This window comes from Domibacillus aminovorans, from assembly GCF_001643235.1.
GTDB lineage: Bacteria > Bacillota > Bacilli > Bacillales > Domibacillaceae > Domibacillus > Domibacillus aminovorans.
Genome location: NZ_LQWY01000012.1, coordinates 92,118 through 109,892, shown reverse-complemented (window position 1 = coordinate 109,892; position 17,775 = coordinate 92,118). Strand labels below are relative to the sequence as shown.

The following is a 17,775-nucleotide window of genomic DNA, read 5'->3' as shown; positions in this document are numbered from 1 at the left end:
TTGAGATCGATAGGAGGCTGGATGATGAATATTCATGAGTATCAGGGTAAAGAAGTTCTCAGAAGTTACGGCGTTGCTGTACCAAATGGGAAAGTTGCATTTTCCGTTGAAGAAGCGGTTGAAGCAGCAAAAGAACTAGGCACAACGGTAAACGTTGTTAAAGCACAGATTCATGCGGGCGGCCGCGGAAAAGCGGGCGGCGTAAAAGTCGCAAAAAATCTTGATGAAGTGCGTACATATGCAGAAGAAATTCTCGGCAAAACGCTTGTCACACACCAGACAGGCCCTGAAGGTAAAGAAGTAAAGCGTCTTCTTATTGAAGAAGGATGCGATATTAAGAAAGAATACTACATCGGTCTTGTTTTGGATCGTGCAACGTCACAGGTTGTCTTAATGGCATCTGAAGAAGGCGGAACAGAAATTGAGGAAGTGGCAGAAGCAACACCGGAAAAAATCTTTAAAGAATACATTGACCCGATTATAGGCCTTAGCCCGTTTCAGGCACGCCGTGTAGCATTTAACATTAACATCCCGAAAGAGCTTGTCGGACAGGCTGTTAAATTCATGATAAGCCTTTATACAGCTTTTATAGACAAAGACTGTTCTATTGCAGAAATCAATCCACTTGTTGTAACTGGTGATGGTAAAGTCATGGCGCTTGATGCAAAGTTAAACTTTGATGCAAATGCATTGTATCGCCATAAAGATATTTTAGCATACCGCGATCTTGACGAAGAAGACAAAAAAGAAATTGAAGCATCTAAATACGACTTAAGCTACATTTCTCTCGGCGGTAACATCGGCTGTATGGTAAATGGTGCAGGTCTTGCGATGGCGACGATGGATATTATTAAACATTACAGTGGCGATCCGGCAAACTTTCTTGATGTTGGAGGCGGTGCAACAGCTGAAAAAGTAACAGAAGCATTCAAAATTATCCTATCTGATGAAAATGTGAAAGGGATTTTCGTTAACATTTTCGGTGGAATTATGAAATGTGATATCATCGCAACAGGCGTTGTTGAAGCAGCGAAACAGGTCAGCCTGTCTGTACCGCTCGTTGTCCGTCTTGAAGGAACAAATGTCGATGCAGGTAAAGAGATCTTGAATCAATCTGGTCTTGACATTGTTTCAGCTGATTCAATGGCTGATGGCGCTCAAAAAATCGTTAGTCTCGTAAAATAATAATGATGTTGACAATAGAAAGGCAGGTACAGGCATGAGTGTATTTATTAACAAAGATACAAAGGTAATCGTTCAAGGTATTACGGGCTCGACTGCTCTTTTCCATACGAAGCAAATGCTTGAATACGGAACAAAAATCGTCGGCGGCGTAACGCCTGGTAAAGGCGGTTTAGAAGTGGAAGGCGTGCCGGTATTTAATACGCTTGCTGAAGCAGTAAAAGAAACAGGTGCAAATGCATCAGTTATTTACGTACCGGCTCCATTCGCAGCAGATGCGATTTTGGAGGCGGTTGATGCTGATCTCGATCTTGCTATCTGTATTACAGAGCATATTCCAGTGTTGGATATGGTCAAAGTAAAACGTTACATGCAAGGCAAGAAAACACGCCTTGTAGGGCCGAACTGTCCGGGTGTTATAACGCCAGATGAGTGCAAAATCGGCATTATGCCTGGCTACATCCATACAAAAGGTCATGTCGGCGTTGTTTCACGCTCCGGCACATTGACGTATGAAGCCGTTCACCAATTGACACAGGCGGGCATTGGCCAGTCAACAGCTGTCGGTATCGGTGGCGATCCGGTAAATGGTACAGACTTCATCGATGTTTTAAAAGCATTTAATGAAGACCCGGAAACAAAAGCCGTAATTATGATCGGTGAAATTGGTGGTACAGCAGAAGAGGAAGCGGCTGAGTGGGTAAAAGCGAACATGACGAAACCGGTTGTCGGCTTCATCGGCGGACGTACAGCTCCTCCAGGGAAACGCATGGGCCATGCTGGTGCGATCATTTCAGGCGGTAAAGGTACAGCAGACGAAAAAATCCGCGTAATGAACGAATGTGGTATTCAAGTAGCGGAAACGCCATCTGTTATGGGTGAAACGCTTATTAAAGTTTTGGAAGAAAAAGGACTTTTAGCTGAGTGCAAAACACACTAAAATACCGAATGGGTACCTGTCTCTTGTACAGGTACCTTATTTTGCTATGGACAAAAAGGAGGGGAAAAAGCATGAACGATACAACAAAATATTTGCTACTGCTTTACTATTGCAAAGGACCTGGGTGGAAAGATTTTTATTATTTATTTAAACATGATCCGGATTTAATGCTTTTACCTAAAATCACACCATCTCAATTTTCCTATCTCACCGGCCGCTCCGAACTTCAGTCCGCCTCCATTTTACAGCAGTTTCATTCACTCTCTTTCGAGCACATTTTATCTTCACTCGCCCGTTCAAATACACATTTTATCCCGATCTACGATGAACGTTACCCGGACTTGTTAAAAACATTGCCACAACCGCCCTGGGCGTTGTTTGCAAGAGGAGACTTGACTTTATTGAAGGGGAAAAATCTGGCTATTGTTGGTTCCCGCCATGGTACCCAATATGGAAAAGACGCACTGAAGCTGCTCATTCCACCACTCGTTGAAAAAAATATAACGGTAGTCAGCGGCCTTGCGAAAGGAATTGATGCGTTTGCCCATGAGCAGACACTGCATTCATGTGGCAAGACAATCGCTGTTATCGCCGGCGGATTCAATCATTTTTATCCGCGTGAAAATGTTGGTCTTGCTCAGCAAATTATTAAACAGGGACTCGTTGTCTCAGAATATGCACCGACAACAAAACCGGAAAAATGGCAGTTTCCAGCAAGAAATAGGATCGTTAGCGGATTATCTAAAGCAGTGCTCGTTGTACAGGCAGCGAAAAAAAGCGGCTCACTCATAACCGCATCATATGCCCTAGATCAGGGAATGGACGTGTTTGCCGTGCCAGGGCCGATTACACAGCCTTTGTCTGAAGGTGTTCATGAGCTTATTAGGGACGGTGCAAAAATCGTCCATTCAGCAGCAGATATTTACACAGAGTTTGATTAACTTTTTAAAAAATTATAGCACCTTTGTATAAAAATAGTTGCAATTCCTGCTAATATCATATAGATTTTGCAACAGAATGATTTTTACGAAACATGTTCTGTTTTGCAACATAGAGAGCTTGAAAATGAATGACACAAACAATAATCGTTTGACAAACATGGACTGTACGCATAATAATATGTCTAATTATTCATTTCACCTCTCGGGGGAGGTTTTATCTTATGTCGGATTATTTAGTAATAGTAGAATCCCCGGCGAAAGCGAAGACAATTGAGCGCTATCTCGGGAAAAACTACAAAGTTCGGGCATCGATGGGGCACGTTCGCGATTTGCCGAAAAGTCAGATGGGTGTCGATACGGGCAATAACTACGAGCCAAAATACATTACTATTCGCGGGAAAGGTCCCGTGTTAAAAGAATTGAAAAGCGCCGCTAAAAAAGCGAAAAAAATTTATCTGGCAGCTGACCCGGATCGCGAAGGGGAAGCGATTGCGTGGCATCTGGCACATTCACTGAATATCGAGACGTCATCAGATTGCCGGGTTGTGTTTAACGAAATTACAAAAGATGCTATTAAAGAATCATTTAAGCATCCGCGTCCGATTAATATGGATCTTGTCGATGCACAGCAGGCGCGCCGTATTTTAGACCGGCTTGTCGGCTATAACATTAGCCCGCTTCTCTGGAAAAAAGTGAAAAAAGGCTTGAGCGCCGGCCGTGTACAATCTGTTGCGCTCCGACTGATCATTGATCGGGAAAATGAGATAAAAGCATTTATTCCAGAAGAATACTGGACGATTGAAGCACAATTTATAAAAGGCACTGATACATTCCAGGCATCGTTTTACGGAATGAATGGCAAAAAAACGAAACTAGCTTCGGAAGAAGACATGAAAAATGTGCTGTCAGCCATTCAAGGAAATGACTTTGACGTTGCATCTGTAACGAAAAAAGAACGCCGCCGTAACCCTGCTTCGCCGTTTATAACATCCTCGCTTCAGCAGGAAGCCGCTCGTAAATTAAATTTCCGTGCGAAGAAAACGATGATGCTTGCCCAGCAATTATATGAAGGAATTGATCTCGGCAAAGAAGGTACGGTCGGATTAATTACGTATATGAGAACAGATTCAACACGTGTATCAGAAGTCGCACAGGCAGAAAGCCATTCTTATATTGTGTCTCAATACGGAAACGAATATGTGAAAGAGCTGGGACAGAAAATAGAAGCAAAAAAACCAAATGCGCAGGATGCGCATGAAGCGATCAGACCTACAAGCATGCTTCGTGAGCCATCTACACTGAAAGACTTTTTATCGCGTGATCAGCTGCGACTTTACAAATTAATCTGGGAACGATTTGTTGCCAGTCAAATGGCAGCAGCCGTGATGGATACAGTAAGTGCCGATATTGTCAACGGGGAGGTCATGTTCCGAGCAACGGGTTCAAAGGTGAAATTCCAAGGCTTTATGAAAGTATATGTAGAAGGCTCGGATGATGCGAAAGAAGAAAAAGAAAACTTTCTTCCGAATCTGGAAGAAGGTGACGGCGTGAAGTCAGGTGAGATTGATCCGAAGCAGCATTTTACACAGCCACCGCCGCGCTACACAGAAGCTCGTCTCGTTAAAACGCTTGAAGAGCTCGGCATAGGCCGTCCGTCCACATTTGCACCGACACTTGATACGATTCAGAAGCGCGGATATGTGGCGCTGGATAACAAACGCTTCGTACCGACAGAACTCGGAGGCATTGTCCACGAACTAATGGTTGAGTTTTTCGCAGACATTATTGATGTTGAATTCACGGTGAAAATGGAGCGCGATCTTGATAACGTAGAAGATGGTGTGAAAGAATGGGTTGCGGTCATAGACGAATTTTATAAAGGTTTTGAAGGCCATCTTGAAAAAGCAGAAAAAGAGATGGAACAAGTTGAAATTAAAGACGAGCCGGCCGGTGAAGACTGTGAAAAGTGCGGTCATGAAATGGTGTTTAAAATGGGCCGTTATGGAAAGTTTATGGCGTGCAGTAATTTTCCGGAATGCCGGAACACGAAAGCGATCGTGAAGGAAATTGGTGTGAAATGTCCGAAATGTTCGGAAGGTAATATAATAGAAAGAAAAAGTAAAAAGCGCCGTATTTTTTACGGATGTGACCAGTTTCCTGAATGTGATTTCCTTTCGTGGGATAAACCGATTGAGCGGCCATGTCCGAAATGCAGCAAGATGCTCGTCGAGAAAAAGCTGAAAAAAGGTATCCAAATTCAATGCACAGAATGTGATTATAAAGAACAGCCTCAGTCATAGAATGTATAACAACTGTCTGAATCGGTTATGATTCAGACAGTTCTTTTAGTTGAATACAACATTTTTCTTTTTTTCTGCATACGAGTAGTGTAAAATGCTTAAAGGATGCATAGGTACGTACCTTTAATAGTAACAGCAGGAGGAAACAAACATGACTCAAACAATTAATGTAATCGGCGCTGGCTTAGCTGGCAGTGAAGCAGCATTTCAAATTGCAGAGCGCGGATTGCACGTCCATTTATATGAAATGCGTCCAGTGAAGCAAACACCGGCTCATCATACAGATCAATTTGCAGAGCTTGTCTGCAGTAACTCGCTGCGTTCAAATGGTTTGACGAATGCAGTGGGCGTATTGAAAGAAGAAATGCGCAAACTGGACTCAGTCATTATCAGTTCAGCTGACGCATGTGCAGTTCCAGCAGGCGGGGCGCTTGCAGTGGACCGTCATGAATTTGCCGGGCACGTGACAGAGCGGGTGAAAAACCATCCGAATGTAACAGTGATCAACGAAGAAGTAACAGACATCCCGGAAGGCATTACGGTTATTGCAACAGGACCGCTTACAACAAGCGGTTTAGCTGAAAAAATTCAGATGTTAACAGGCGAAGACTATTTGTATTTTTATGATGCGGCTGCGCCGATTTTGGAAAAAGATAGTATTAACATGGACATTGTCTATTTGAAATCAAGATATGATAAAGGCGAAGCGGCCTATTTAAATTGTCCGATGAATGAAGAAGAGTTTGACCGTTTTTACGAAGCGTTAATCGCAGCTGAAACTGTACCACTGAAAGAATTTGAAAAAGAAATTTTCTTTGAAGGATGTATGCCGATTGAAGTAATGGCAAACCGCGGCAAAAAGACGATGCTTTTCGGTCCAATGAAGCCTGTTGGCCTTGAAGATCCACGCACTGGAAAACGTCCATATGCGGTTGTTCAGCTGCGCCAGGATAACGCGGCAGGTACGCTTTATAACATTGTTGGTTTTCAGACACATTTAAAATGGGGTCCACAAAAGGAAGTGCTTCAACTTATTCCAGGGCTTGAAAATGTTGAAATCGTCCGTTACGGTGTGATGCATCGTAACACATTTATTAATTCACCAAAAGCGTTATTATCAACCTATCAGCTGAAAGATCGTCCAAACTTATTCTTTGCCGGTCAGATGACCGGTGTGGAAGGATATGTCGAGTCCGCGGCAAGTGGATTGATGGCGGGTATAAATGCGGCACGGCTTGCAAATGGGCAAGAACCGGTTACGGCACCCGCTGAAACAGCAATCGGGGGCATGGCCCATTACATTACAAATGCAGCCGCCGATCATTTTCAGCCGATGAATGCAAATTTTGGTTTATTCCCTCCACTTTCGGTAAAAATAAAAGGGAAGAAAGAGCGATATGAAGCACTTGCTGAACGAGCTTTAGAAACAATTCAAACTTTTTTGAAAACTTTGTAAACTTTATAAACTTTCTTGCAAGGGCTACTGACGTATGTTATCATGTAGTAGCCCTTTCTGAGGTGATAAAATGTCAAAACCTTTCAATAATTATACACATTCTTATTTTGCTTATTTGCAAATAGAAAAGAACAGCTCTGTCCACACGGTGAAAAATTACCGTGATGACCTAGAGCAATTTTTTATGTTTATGAATGAACAGCATATAGAAAAACTAACAGATGTAACACATCAAGATACTCGTCTTTATTTAACAAAACTGCATGAAAAAAAAATGGCTCGTGCGTCTGTATCTCGGAAAATTTCAGCACTTCGAGGATTTTACCGCTATTTAATGAGAGAATCGATTGTAGAAGAAAATCCATTTTTAAATGTGTATCGGCCGAAAGGTGCGAGAAAGCTGCCCTCTTTTTTTTATGAAGAAGAGATGAACGAATTGTTTGAAACAGTGCAGCAGACAGATAAATTGTCCATACGAAATAAAGCTTTGCTTGAATTAATGTATGGAACTGGTATCCGTGTAAGTGAATGTGCTGGACTCGAACTGAAAGATATTGATTTTGATCTTGGCGTGATTCTTGTTCACGGAAAAGGCGGCAACGAACGATATGTTCCCTTTGGTAGTTTTGCGGCAGAAGCAGTAGAAGAGTATGTAAAATCAAGCCGGACTTCATTGATGAAAAACACCGATCATTCGATTCTGTTTGTCAATTTCCGCGGAGGTCCGCTGACAGCAGGAGGTATTCGCCACATTTTAACGGGATTAATGGAAAAAGCGTCATTGTCCGGAAAAATTCATCCACATATGCTGCGGCATACTTTTGCGACACATTTATTGAATAATGGAGCAGATATGCGGACGGTTCAGGAGCTGCTCGGGCACGCAAGCCTCTCATCTACGCAAATGTATACGCATGTAACGAAAGAACATTTACAAAAGACGTATATGAATCATCATCCGCGGGCATAAAGGAGAGAAAATAAATAATGGAACAATTTCACGCTACAACGATCTTTGCAGTAAAGCATAACGGTTCGTCCGCTATGTCAGGGGACGGACAAGTTACATTTGGCAATGCCGTCGTAATGAAACATACGGCTAAAAAGGTACGTCGTCTCTTTAATGGAAAAGTCGTCGCAGGTTTTGCCGGTTCTGTTGCGGATGCTTTCACATTGTTTGAACTATTTGAAAAGCGGCTGGAGGAATATAGCGGTAATTTACAAAGGGCTGCTGTGGAACTGGCAAAAGAATGGCGTTCAGACAAAATGCTGCGCCGATTAGAAGCGATGCTCATTGTAATGGATAAAGACAATTTGCTGCTTATTTCTGGTACAGGTGAAGTAATTGAACCGGATGATGGTATTCTGGCAATTGGTTCAGGTGGAAATTATGCATTGTCAGCGGGCCGGGCATTAAAGCAATACGCTTCTCATTTGTCTGCATTTGACATTGCGGAAGCATCGCTGAAAACAGCGGCTGATATATGCGTATACACAAACCATAACATTATTGTAGAAGAGCTTCAGTGAGGAGTGGGAAAATGAAAAGTAACGCACTGGAAATGACGCCGCGTCAAATTGTGGAGCGTCTTGATCAATATATTGTTGGACAGAAAGAAGCAAAAAAAGCAGTGGCCGTTGCACTGCGAAACAGGTACCGTCGCAGTTTGCTTGATGAAGCTCTCCGGGATGAAGTCATCCCCAAAAACATGCTCATGATCGGTCCGACTGGTGTCGGGAAAACAGAAATTGCAAGACGTATGGCTAAGCTTGCAGGCGCACCATTTATTAAAGTGGAAGCAACGAAATTTACGGAAGTAGGTTATGTCGGCCGCGATGTAGAATCAATGGTCCGTGATCTTGCTGAAACAGCTGTCCGTTTAGTAAAAGAAGAAAAAATGAATGCGGTGCGTGAACCGGCCAAAGAAGCTGCGAACTACCGTCTCGTTGAATTGCTTGTACCGTCCCGAAAAAAAGCAGCATCTGTAAAGAATCCGTTTGAAATGCTGTTTGGTGGAACGGGAGAACAACCAGCGGAAACAGATAATACGAAAGAAGATATGTCCCTTTTTGAAAAGCGCCGTGTAGTGGCGGAAAAACTTGCAGCAGGTGAATTGGAAAATGAAGTTATCACTGTAGAGATAGAGGAACAGCCACCTTCCATGTTTGATATGTTTCAAGGTTCGGGAATGGAACAGATGGGGATGAATATGCAAGATGCTCTCGGAGGATTAATTCCTAAAAAGAAAAAGAAGAGAAAGCTTCCGGTCAAGGACGCGCGTAATGTGTTAGAGCAAGAAGAAGCTCAAAAGCTGATTGATATGGAAGAAGTGACACAAGAAGCGCTAAACCGTGCGGAACAAACAGGCATTATATTTATTGACGAAGTGGATAAAATTGCTGTAAAAGGTGGATCGCAGGCGGGAGCGAATGTATCCCGTGAAGGCGTACAGCGCGATATTTTACCGATCGTTGAAGGTTCGACGATTGTGACGAAATACGGTACGGTAAAAACAGATTATATTTTATTTATAGCGGCCGGTGCTTTTCATATGTCGAAACCGTCTGATTTAATACCAGAGCTGCAAGGGCGTTTCCCGATTCGTGTGGAACTTGAAAAATTAACAACGGATGATTTTGTCCGCATATTAGTAGAGCCAGACAATGCTCTTATAAAGCAATATAAAGCTTTACTTGAAACAGAAGGAATTCGTGTGGAATTTACAGATGATGCCGTACGGCGTCTTGCAGAAATAGCCTTTCACGTAAATGGAGAAACGGATAATATTGGTGCGCGCCGCCTTCATACTATTATGGAGAAATTGCTTGAAGACTTGTCATTTGAAGCTCCAGATGTGACGCTTGAACAAATAACGATTACACCACAATACGTAGATGAAAAATTATCAGCGATTTCACAAAATAAAGATTTAAGTGAATTTATTTTATAACTTGCGAAGGAGCAACTAACTAAATGAACCTTTTAGGTAAAACGAGAAAAATAAATAAAATGCTTCAAAATGCTGCAGGAAAATCGGTTAATTTTAAGGAAATGGCTGAATCGTTGTCAGACGTGATTGACGCCAATATTTTTGTCGTCAGCCGGCGTGGCAAAGTACTCGGTTACAGCCTTTATCGGCAACTTGAAACGGAACGCATGAAGAAAATACTTATGGAAGAACGTCAATTTCCAGAACAGTATACAAAAAATTTATTTAGTATTACAGAAACATCATCCAATCTTGATATAAACAGTGAATATACAGCATTTCCTGTTGAAAACAAGGAATTATTCGAAAAAAGTTTAACGACGATTGTTCCCATTATTGGTGCAGGTGAGCGTTTCGGTACACTAGTGCTGTCACGCGTGGAAGAGCAGTTCCAAGATGATGATCTTATTTTGGCTGAATACGGTGCAACGATCGTCGGCATGGAAATTCTACGTGAAAAAGCAGAAGAAATGCAGGAAGAAGCTCGAAGCAAAGCGGTTGTACAGATGGCGATCAGTTCCCTTTCATATAGTGAATTAGAAGCAATTGAGCATATTTTTGAAGAGTTGGACGGAAAAGAAGGGCTGCTTGTTGCATCGAAAATTGCAGACCGAGTCGGTATTACCCGGTCCGTTATCGTTAACGCGCTCCGTAAGCTTGAAAGCGCAGGTGTTATAGAATCGCGTTCACTCGGTATGAAAGGTACGTATATTAAAGTATTGAATGATAAATTTTTGATGGAATTAGAAAAAATAAAATCGAATTAATTGACATGACCTGCACTAGAAGCAAATATGCTTCTAGTTTTTTTTTTTTGAAAAACATTTATTGAAATAGAGAGGGAGAATATATAATGGAAAAATAACAAAAATAATATAATTATGTCGTTTTTGAGAAAAAAATGTTAAGTTTGTAAAGAAACGTGTCGGGAATTGTCTTTTATGATATATTTTTTAAAGAATATATATTATTAAGCAAGGGAATAAGAAAGATGGAGTGATAAAAGTTGAATCTCTTTTCAAATTCAATAGCCTCTCTTGAGCACGGGTTAAACTATGCCTCATTGCAGCAAAAAGCGATTGCGAATAACATTGCCAATGTCGATACACCAAATTATAAATCTCAAGAAGTAAGTTTTAGACAAATTTTAGAAAAAAAGTCAGATTCATTACAGGCGAATCGTACACATGAGCGTCATTTTACGTTTTCATCCACTTCAGACGGTACCATCATTGCGAAAAAAAATCTTTCTTATAATGAGAGTGGAAATAATGTAGACATTGATCAAGAAATGTCGGATCTGGCGACTAATCAAATTTATTATAACGCGTTAACAGATCGTCTCAGCTCTAAGTTTTCATCGTTGTCAAATGTGATTAGGGGAGGCAGATAAACATGTTTAATGGGATGAATATCACGGCCTCTGCTTTAACGGCTCAGCGACTTCGTATGGACGTCGTTTCATCTAATATGGCCAATGTCGATTCAACGCGGGCTAAATTAGTGAACGGTGAGTGGCAGCCATATCAGCGGAAATCAGTCGTCTTACAGCCGAAAGAAGGATCTTTTGCTTCGTTTCTTAATATGGCGACAAACAAGGGAGAGACGGGTAATGGTGTGAAAGTAACGAAAATTTTAGAAGATACAGAGACACCGTTTAAAATGGTTTATGATCCCGAACACCCAGATGCAAATGGAGATGGCTATGTGAGTATGCCAAATGTCGACCCGCTTCGTGAAATGGTTGATTTAATGAGCGCGACCCGTTCTTACGAAGCGAACGTAACGGTCTTTAACGCTTCAAAAGCAATGATGACAAAAGCACTTGAAATTGGAAAATAGTAAGGAGAGGAATTAAATGGCGATTGAAGCATTAAATGCAGTCTCACCGAATGTAATTCAAAGTGGATCTCTGAAAAAAGTTTCAACACCGTACGAAGCACAGCAAAAGTTTGCTAGCTTTTTAAAAGATTCATTGAATGATGTCATGAAAACAGAAGCGGAATCTAATATGATGACAGATAAAATGATTAGAGGCGAGAACGTTGATATTCATCAAGTGATGACTGCGGCGCAAAAATCAGGCATCACGATGCAATTAACGATAGAAATGAGAAACAAAGCTGTAGAAGCGTATCAGGAAATCATGCGTATGCAAATTTAATTCATATATACAGCAATGAGGCAACCGGGGGATTGGGATGAACGAAAATATAAAACAGCAGCTAGCTAAAATAAAAGAATACTGGAACAGCCGCTCGAGGAAACAAAAAGCGATTGGTGTCGGTGCATTTACATTTTTTGTCATCGCTCTGTCGCTTCTTGTTTTTTTTACGACGAGAACAACGATGGCTCCTCTGTATAGTGAATTATCGCCGTCTGAAATAGGTGCTGTCAAAGAAAACCTGGAGGGACGGGGAATCGCTTATGAAATTACGGATGGCGGTACAGGGATCCTCGTTCCTGAAGAAGCGGTCGATACGATAAAAGTGGATCTTGCTGCAGAAGGATTGCCGCAATCTGGTACGATTGATTACAGCTTTTTCAGTCAAAATGCAGGATTTGGTATGACAGATAACGAGTTTAATGTGCTGAAGCTTGACGCGATGCAAACAGAACTTGGCCAGTTAATTCAGGGCATTGATGGGGTGAAAAAAGCCAATGTCATGATTAACCTTCCGCAGGAGCAAATATTTGTAACAGAAGAAGCGGAACAGGCATCAGCATCCGTTGTGTTAAATACAGAGCCAGGCTATGAGTTTGATGAAAAGAAAATTAAGTCCCTTTATCATCTCGTATCAAAAAGCGTGCCGAATCTCCCTGTTGAAAATATTGTTATTATGAACCAGAACTTCGAATATTTCGATTTGGAAGGAAGCGGGGCTTCTTTCGCGGGTGATGGATATGCGCAGCAAATGGCTGTCAAAAAGCAAATTGAACGTGATATTCAGCGTCAAGTGCAAAGTATGCTTGGCACATTGATGGGGCAGAACAAAGTAGCTGTGTCCGTTACAGCTGATGTGGATTTCACTCGAGAAAATAGAGAAGAAAACCTCGTTGAACCGGTTGATGAAGAAAATATGGAGGGCATCCAGATTAGCGCACAGCGTATTACGGAGACGTTTACAGGAGATGCAGCAAATGCGGCGGGCGGTATTCCACAGGCAGAAGACGCAGGAGATACAGCTACTACGTATATGGAAGGAGCAAATGGAACTGGCGATTATGAACGAAATGAAGAAACAATCAATAAAGAAGTGAATCGTATTCGCCGCCAAATTACAGAAAGCCCTTATAAAATCCGTGACCTTGGCATTCAAGTAATGGTCGAACCCCCTACAGCAGATGATCCAGAATCATTACCACAAGAGAATATTGATGATATCCAGCAAATGCTCGGCACGATTATCCGTACATCCGTCGATAAAGGATACAATGCGGATTTAACCGATCAAGCATTAGAAGGGAAAATTGCTGTTTCCGTTCAGCCTTTCAATGGAAAAATTACATTTGAAGAAGAAACAAGCAGTACAATTCCATGGTGGGTATATGTGATCGGCGGCGTTCTTCTTTTAATTATCGGTGTCCTTGTGTTTATGATGGTTAGAAGACGACGTGTGGAAGAAGAGGAAGAGTTTGAAGAAGAGCTGGCAGTCGAAACAGAAGATATTTTAACAGAAATAGAAGGCAGTACACGACGCAAGCAACTCGAAAAAATGGCAAAAGAAAAGCCAGAAGAATTTGCGAAGCTATTACGTACATGGCTGTCTGAGGAATAGGAGGATTACGAATGGCTGTAAGAGAGAAAAAACTAACGGGGAAACAAAAAGCTGCCATCCTGCTTATTTCCCTCGGACCGGATTACTCGGCCTCCATTTATAAACATTTATCTGAAGAAGAAATTGAGCGGCTGACGCTTGAAATTTCTGGTGTGAAAAAAGTCGACACCGAAATAAAAGAAGAGGTTTTTGAAGAGTTTCACAATATTGCTTTGGCGCAGGATTACATTTCTCAAGGTGGAATTGGATATGCGAAAACAGTGCTTGAAAAAGCGCTCGGTCCGGAACAGGCACAAAACATTATTAATCGACTTACATCGTCGCTGCAAGTTAGACCGTTTGACTTTGCACGGCGAGCGGATGCCGGACAAATTTTAAATTTTATACAAAATGAGCACCCACAGACGATTTCGCTCATTTTGTCTTACCTTGATCCCCAGCAGGCTGGCCAGATTTTGTCTGAGCTCCCGCAGGAAGTACAGGCGGACATTGCGAAGCGGATTGCGATTATGGACAGTACATCGCCAGAGATTATTAATGAAGTAGAAGCGATTTTAGAACGTAAATTAAGCTCAACTGTCACGCAAGATTACACGCAGACCGGCGGCGTAGAAGCAGTCGTTGAAGTGTTGAATGGTGTTGACCGGGCAACGGAGAAAACGATTCTCGATGCACTTGAAATTCAAGATCCAGAGCTTGCGGAAGAAATTAAAAAGCGGATGTTCGTCTTTGAAGATATTGTTACGCTTGATAATCGTTCGATTCAGCGTGTCATACGCGACTGTGAAAATGAAGATTTGTTATTGTCATTGAAAGTATCAAGCGACGAAGTAAAAGAAGTTGTTTTCCGAAATATGTCACAGCGAATGGTTGAGACATTTAAGGAGGAAATGGAATATATGGGACCTGTTCGTCTACGTGATGTAGAGGAGGCACAGTCACGTATTGTAGCAACGATTCGACGGCTTGAAGAGACAGGGGAAATCATCATCGCCCGTGGTGGAGGAGATGATATTATTGTCTAGAGTTATTCGTCCGGACCATATGATATCAACAGAAAAACCGAAACGAGTAATCGGGATTAAATCGATACACACAGACTATGAATTTCGGGAAGAAGCAACACCTGATTATGAACACGAACGATCGGCCGTCATTCAAGAAGCAAATGGAAGAGCCCAGTCTATTATTGAACAGGCAGAATCCGAGAAAAAGCGTATCATGGAAGAAGCAGAAGCATGGCAGGCGGACTGGGAACGGGAAAAAGCGAGAATTCAAACGGAAGCATATCAGGCTGCTTTTGAGCAAGGTGCTATAGAAGGCCGTGAATCTGGCTACCGTGATATGAATTCGCTGATTGAAGAAGCAAAGTCAACGGTTGCTTCCTCTAAGATTGAGTATAAAAAAAATGTCGAACGATCTGAACAAACAATCCTTAATCTAGCTCTCATCTGTGCGGAAAAAATTCTTCAGACAGAGTTGGAAGGTAATGATGAATTGTTTATGAGTATCGTAAAGTCGGCTATTAAGGAAGTAAGAGAACAAAAAGAAGTCCAAATTCACGTCCACCCGGCTCGATATTCATTTGTTGTATCACAGAAAGATGAAATTGAAGCATTATTTCCAGGTGGAGTAAATTGTTATATTTTCCCAAATGAGGAAGCGAAAGAAGAGGCTTGCTTTGTAGAAACAACTAGCGGCCGAATTGATGCGAGTATTGATGCGCAGCTACAGCAGCTAAGGAAAACTTTATTTGACATACTGGAGAGAGAATAAGCGATGAAAGCACGTGAACTGCGATCCATCATTCCAACTATCGATACATTTAAACGATATGGACGGGTCAAGCGAGTCGTCGGTTTGATGATTGAATCACAAGGACCTGAAAGTTCTGTCGGCGATATCTGTTACATTCAGTCAAAAGATGGAAAAAAGACTATTATGGCAGAAGTAACTGGATTTAAAGATGAAATGATTATTTTAATGCCTTATACAAATATCAATGAAATTTCACCGGGTAGTCTTGTGGAATCGCTTGGTCATCCGCTTATGATCAAAGCAGGGCCAGCGCTTGTTGGAAAAATTATTGATCCGCTCGGTGAACCATTCGATGATACGGTGCTCCCGCGCACAATGACGTCCATTGAAACGGAAGCCGAACCGCCTAATCCACTAACAAGACCGCCAATTCATGAGAAGCTTGAAGTAGGCGTACGGGCTATTGATGGGATGCTGACAGTTGGAAAGGGTCAGCGCGTTGGTATTTTTGCTGGAAGCGGTGTTGGCAAAAGTACATTGCTTGGTATGATTGCCCGCAATACGAATGCCGATTTAAATGTCATCGCGCTGATTGGTGAACGGGGCCGTGAAGTTCGTGAATTCATTGAGCGCGATCTTGGTCCAGAAGGAATGAAAAAATCGATCGTTGTCGCTGCCACGTCTGATCAACCAGCACTCATGCGTATTAAAGGAGCTTTTACAGCAACAGCGATTGCCGAATATTTTCGTGCTAAAGGGCTCAATGTAATGCTTATGATGGACTCTGTGACACGCGTAGCAATGGCGCAGCGGGAAATCGGTCTGGCTGTCGGTGAACCGCCAGCCACAAAAGGGTATACGCCTTCTGTTTTTGCGATCATGCCAAAGTTGTTGGAGCGGACGGGGACAAATGAAAATGGCACGATTACAGCTTTTTACACAGTGCTTGTTGACGGTGATGATATGAATGAGCCAATTGCGGATGCGGTGCGGGGAATTTTAGATGGGCACATTGTACTTGACAGGGAACTTGCGAATAAAGGACAATATCCAGCCATTAATGTACTGAAAAGTGTTAGCCGTCTGATGCCACATATTGTGGACCGTAGCCATTATGATTCAGCACTTACCGTACGGGATTCATTAAATACGTATTTAAACTCGGAAGATTTAATCAACATTGGAGCTTATAAAAAAGGTTCCTCTCCTGCAATCGATCGGGCGATTCAAAATTACCAGCCTATTCTTTCTTTTTTGAAACAGCGGACAGATGAAAAATCAACATTAGAAGAAACAGCATACGGACTAGTTCAACTGGCAGATAAAGGGGACTGACTAATAAATGGGCTATCATTATAAGTTTGATAAAATCTTGCAGTTGCGTGAACGGGAAAAAGAAGAGTCAGAGAATGTGTATCGGGAAGCGGTTGGACAATTTGAAATAGAAGCAGAAAAGTTATACGACTTATTGAAGAAAAAAGAAGAATTGATCGATGTGCAGGAGCAAAAAATGAAGACGGGTTTTTCTGTTCTAGATATTCAACATTATCAACAATTTATTAGCAATCTTGAAAAGCTGATCGAACAGCAGCAACAAGTTGTTATTACAGCCAGAGGACGAATGCAATGGTGCGAGCAGCAACTGCAAGAAAAAAATATTGAAGTGAAAAAATACGGAAAAATACGAACAAAAGATTTAGCAGTATATCATAAATGGTTGAACGTAGAAGAAGCTAAACAAATGGACGAGCTATCTTCTATCCAATTTATGAACCGAAAGATCAGGTGAGTGAAATGGCCAGAAAAAAAAAGAAAGCATTGGCTGTAGATGCGGAAGAAAAGCAAGGATACAGCACATTTCAATGGATCATCTTCGTTGTCTTTATTCCCCTGTTATTCGCTATGACGATTGCACTCATTGTGATGACGATTGCTGGAGTAAATGTATTTGAGAAAACGAAAGAAGTGGCAGATAGTATTCCTTACGTTTCGGAATGGGTTGGTACGGATGTTAAGCTGGATGGGAAAAAAGATGGAGACAAAATAGTCGAATTACAGGCGGAAATGAAAAATAAAGAAGCTGAGATTGAACGTTTACAAGGAAAATTGACAGACTCTGAAACAGAAATTGAAGATCTATTGACCGAGCAGGATCGTTTAAATTCAGAATTAAAGCAATTGCAGCAACAGCAGCGAGAAGAGGGGTTAGATCAAGGCACCGCAGCAAAAACGGAGACAAAAACGCTCATTAAAACATATGAAACAATGGGGGCAAAAAACATTGCGGGCATTATTGTCAATATGACTGATGCAGAAGCAGTTGATCTTTTAAAGCAGCTAAGCATTGAGAAACAGGCAGATGTTCTTGAAAAATTACCTGCAGAAATTGCTGCCGAATATACAAAAATATTGTCGAATGAATGAAGAAA

Annotated in this window: 18 protein-coding genes; all 18 read left to right on the top strand. The window is 41.8% G+C overall.

Features of this window, described 5'->3' with window-relative positions:
* Positions 1–24: 24 nt before the first annotated feature.
* The 18 genes from sucC (at position 25) to AWH49_RS05585 (ending at position 17,770) form a co-directional block, all read left to right on the top strand.
* Positions 25–1,185 (top strand): ADP-forming succinate--CoA ligase subunit beta, encoded by a 1,161-nt coding sequence (gene sucC / locus AWH49_RS05670; RefSeq protein ID WP_034285554.1) that lies wholly within the window; start codon positions 25–27, stop codon positions 1,183–1,185.
* Positions 1,186–1,219: 34 nt separating this feature from the next.
* A complete protein-coding gene (gene sucD / locus AWH49_RS05665; RefSeq protein ID WP_018392333.1) occupies positions 1,220–2,122 on the top strand; it encodes a succinate--CoA ligase subunit alpha in 903 nt (300 codons plus the stop codon).
* Positions 2,123–2,193: 71 nt separating this feature from the next.
* Complete coding sequence (gene dprA, locus AWH49_RS05660) at positions 2,194–3,063, top strand: DNA-processing protein DprA (protein WP_063964937.1); 870 nt, start codon at positions 2,194–2,196, stop codon at positions 3,061–3,063.
* Between the two features lie 221 nt (positions 3,064–3,284).
* Complete coding sequence (gene topA / locus AWH49_RS05655) at positions 3,285–5,363, top strand: type I DNA topoisomerase (protein WP_034285550.1); 2,079 nt, start codon at positions 3,285–3,287, stop codon at positions 5,361–5,363.
* Between the two features lie 151 nt (positions 5,364–5,514).
* Positions 5,515–6,819: an FADH(2)-oxidizing methylenetetrahydrofolate--tRNA-(uracil(54)-C(5))-methyltransferase TrmFO gene (gene trmFO, locus AWH49_RS05650; RefSeq protein ID WP_063964936.1), complete on the top strand. Its 1,305-nt coding sequence runs from the start codon at positions 5,515–5,517 to the stop codon at positions 6,817–6,819.
* Between the two features lie 70 nt (positions 6,820–6,889).
* Positions 6,890–7,789: a tyrosine recombinase XerC gene (gene xerC / locus AWH49_RS05645; protein ID WP_034285548.1), complete on the top strand. Its 900-nt coding sequence runs from the start codon at positions 6,890–6,892 to the stop codon at positions 7,787–7,789.
* 17 nt (positions 7,790–7,806) lie between these two features.
* The gene (gene hslV, locus AWH49_RS05640; protein WP_018392338.1) at positions 7,807–8,349 is read left to right on the top strand and encodes an ATP-dependent protease subunit HslV; all 543 of its coding nucleotides are present in this window, start codon (positions 7,807–7,809) and stop codon (positions 8,347–8,349) included.
* 11 nt (positions 8,350–8,360) lie between these two features.
* A complete protein-coding gene (gene hslU / locus AWH49_RS05635; RefSeq protein ID WP_034285546.1) occupies positions 8,361–9,770 on the top strand; it encodes an ATP-dependent protease ATPase subunit HslU in 1,410 nt (469 codons plus the stop codon).
* A gap of 23 nt (positions 9,771–9,793) precedes the next feature.
* Positions 9,794–10,576 carry a GTP-sensing pleiotropic transcriptional regulator CodY gene (gene codY / locus AWH49_RS05630; RefSeq protein ID WP_034285544.1) on the top strand — a complete coding sequence of 261 codons (783 nt, stop codon included), beginning with the start codon at positions 9,794–9,796 and terminating at the stop codon, positions 10,574–10,576.
* 239 nt (positions 10,577–10,815) lie between these two features.
* Positions 10,816–11,202, top strand: a complete 387-nt coding sequence (gene flgB, locus AWH49_RS05625; RefSeq protein ID WP_063964935.1) for a flagellar basal body rod protein FlgB — start codon at positions 10,816–10,818, stop codon at positions 11,200–11,202.
* Positions 11,199–11,651 (top strand): flagellar basal body rod protein FlgC, encoded by a 453-nt coding sequence (gene flgC / locus AWH49_RS05620; RefSeq protein ID WP_063964934.1) that lies wholly within the window; start codon positions 11,199–11,201, stop codon positions 11,649–11,651. The genes flgB and flgC overlap by 4 nt, the downstream gene beginning before the upstream one ends.
* A 16-nt stretch (positions 11,652–11,667) precedes the next feature.
* On the top strand, positions 11,668–11,973 hold the full coding sequence (gene fliE / locus AWH49_RS05615; RefSeq protein WP_018392343.1) for a flagellar hook-basal body complex protein FliE: 306 nt from the start codon (positions 11,668–11,670) through the stop codon (positions 11,971–11,973).
* 37 nt (positions 11,974–12,010) lie between these two features.
* Entirely contained in the window at positions 12,011–13,588 is a 1,578-nt protein-coding gene (gene fliF / locus AWH49_RS05610; RefSeq protein ID WP_063964933.1) for a flagellar basal-body MS-ring/collar protein FliF, read from the top strand.
* 11 nt (positions 13,589–13,599) lie between these two features.
* A complete protein-coding gene (fliG, locus tag AWH49_RS05605) occupies positions 13,600–14,613 on the top strand; it encodes a flagellar motor switch protein FliG (RefSeq protein WP_018392345.1) in 1,014 nt (337 codons plus the stop codon).
* Entirely contained in the window at positions 14,606–15,364 is a 759-nt protein-coding gene (gene fliH / locus AWH49_RS05600) for a flagellar assembly protein FliH (protein WP_157723671.1), read from the top strand. The genes fliG and fliH overlap by 8 nt, the downstream gene beginning before the upstream one ends.
* Before the next feature lie 3 nt (positions 15,365–15,367).
* Positions 15,368–16,681, top strand: a complete 1,314-nt coding sequence (gene fliI / locus AWH49_RS05595; RefSeq protein WP_063964931.1) for a flagellar protein export ATPase FliI — start codon at positions 15,368–15,370, stop codon at positions 16,679–16,681.
* A gap of 7 nt (positions 16,682–16,688) precedes the next feature.
* Positions 16,689–17,135, top strand: coding sequence for a flagellar export protein FliJ (gene fliJ / locus AWH49_RS05590; RefSeq protein ID WP_018392348.1), 447 nt, complete (start codon positions 16,689–16,691; stop codon positions 17,133–17,135).
* Positions 17,136–17,140: 5 nt separating this feature from the next.
* Positions 17,141–17,770 (top strand): MotE family protein, encoded by a 630-nt coding sequence (locus AWH49_RS05585; RefSeq protein WP_063964930.1) that lies wholly within the window; start codon positions 17,141–17,143, stop codon positions 17,768–17,770.
* Positions 17,771–17,775: the final 5 nt, after the last annotated feature.

Excerpts from the sequence above, each read along its gene's own strand:
- fliG (WP_018392345.1), top strand. The coding sequence starts at position 13,600 with ATGGCTGTAAGAGAGAAAAAACTAACGGGGAAACAAAAAGCTGCCATC.
- fliE (WP_018392343.1), top strand. The coding sequence starts at position 11,668 with ATGGCGATTGAAGCATTAAATGCAGTCTCACCGAATGTAATTCAAAGT.
- sucD (WP_018392333.1), top strand. The coding sequence starts at position 1,220 with ATGAGTGTATTTATTAACAAAGATACAAAGGTAATCGTTCAAGGTATT.
- hslV (WP_018392338.1), top strand. The coding sequence starts at position 7,807 with ATGGAACAATTTCACGCTACAACGATCTTTGCAGTAAAGCATAACGGT.
- topA (WP_034285550.1), top strand. The coding sequence starts at position 3,285 with ATGTCGGATTATTTAGTAATAGTAGAATCCCCGGCGAAAGCGAAGACA.
- fliF (WP_063964933.1), top strand. The coding sequence starts at position 12,011 with ATGAACGAAAATATAAAACAGCAGCTAGCTAAAATAAAAGAATACTGG.
- AWH49_RS05585 (WP_063964930.1), top strand. The coding sequence starts at position 17,141 with ATGGCCAGAAAAAAAAAGAAAGCATTGGCTGTAGATGCGGAAGAAAAG.
- dprA (WP_063964937.1), top strand. The coding sequence starts at position 2,194 with ATGAACGATACAACAAAATATTTGCTACTGCTTTACTATTGCAAAGGA.
- fliJ (WP_018392348.1), top strand. The coding sequence starts at position 16,689 with ATGGGCTATCATTATAAGTTTGATAAAATCTTGCAGTTGCGTGAACGG.
- fliI (WP_063964931.1), top strand. The coding sequence starts at position 15,368 with ATGAAAGCACGTGAACTGCGATCCATCATTCCAACTATCGATACATTT.
- trmFO (WP_063964936.1), top strand. The coding sequence starts at position 5,515 with ATGACTCAAACAATTAATGTAATCGGCGCTGGCTTAGCTGGCAGTGAA.
- xerC (WP_034285548.1), top strand. The coding sequence starts at position 6,890 with ATGTCAAAACCTTTCAATAATTATACACATTCTTATTTTGCTTATTTG.
- hslU (WP_034285546.1), top strand. The coding sequence starts at position 8,361 with ATGAAAAGTAACGCACTGGAAATGACGCCGCGTCAAATTGTGGAGCGT.
- sucC (WP_034285554.1), top strand. The coding sequence starts at position 25 with ATGAATATTCATGAGTATCAGGGTAAAGAAGTTCTCAGAAGTTACGGC.
- codY (WP_034285544.1), top strand. The coding sequence starts at position 9,794 with ATGAACCTTTTAGGTAAAACGAGAAAAATAAATAAAATGCTTCAAAAT.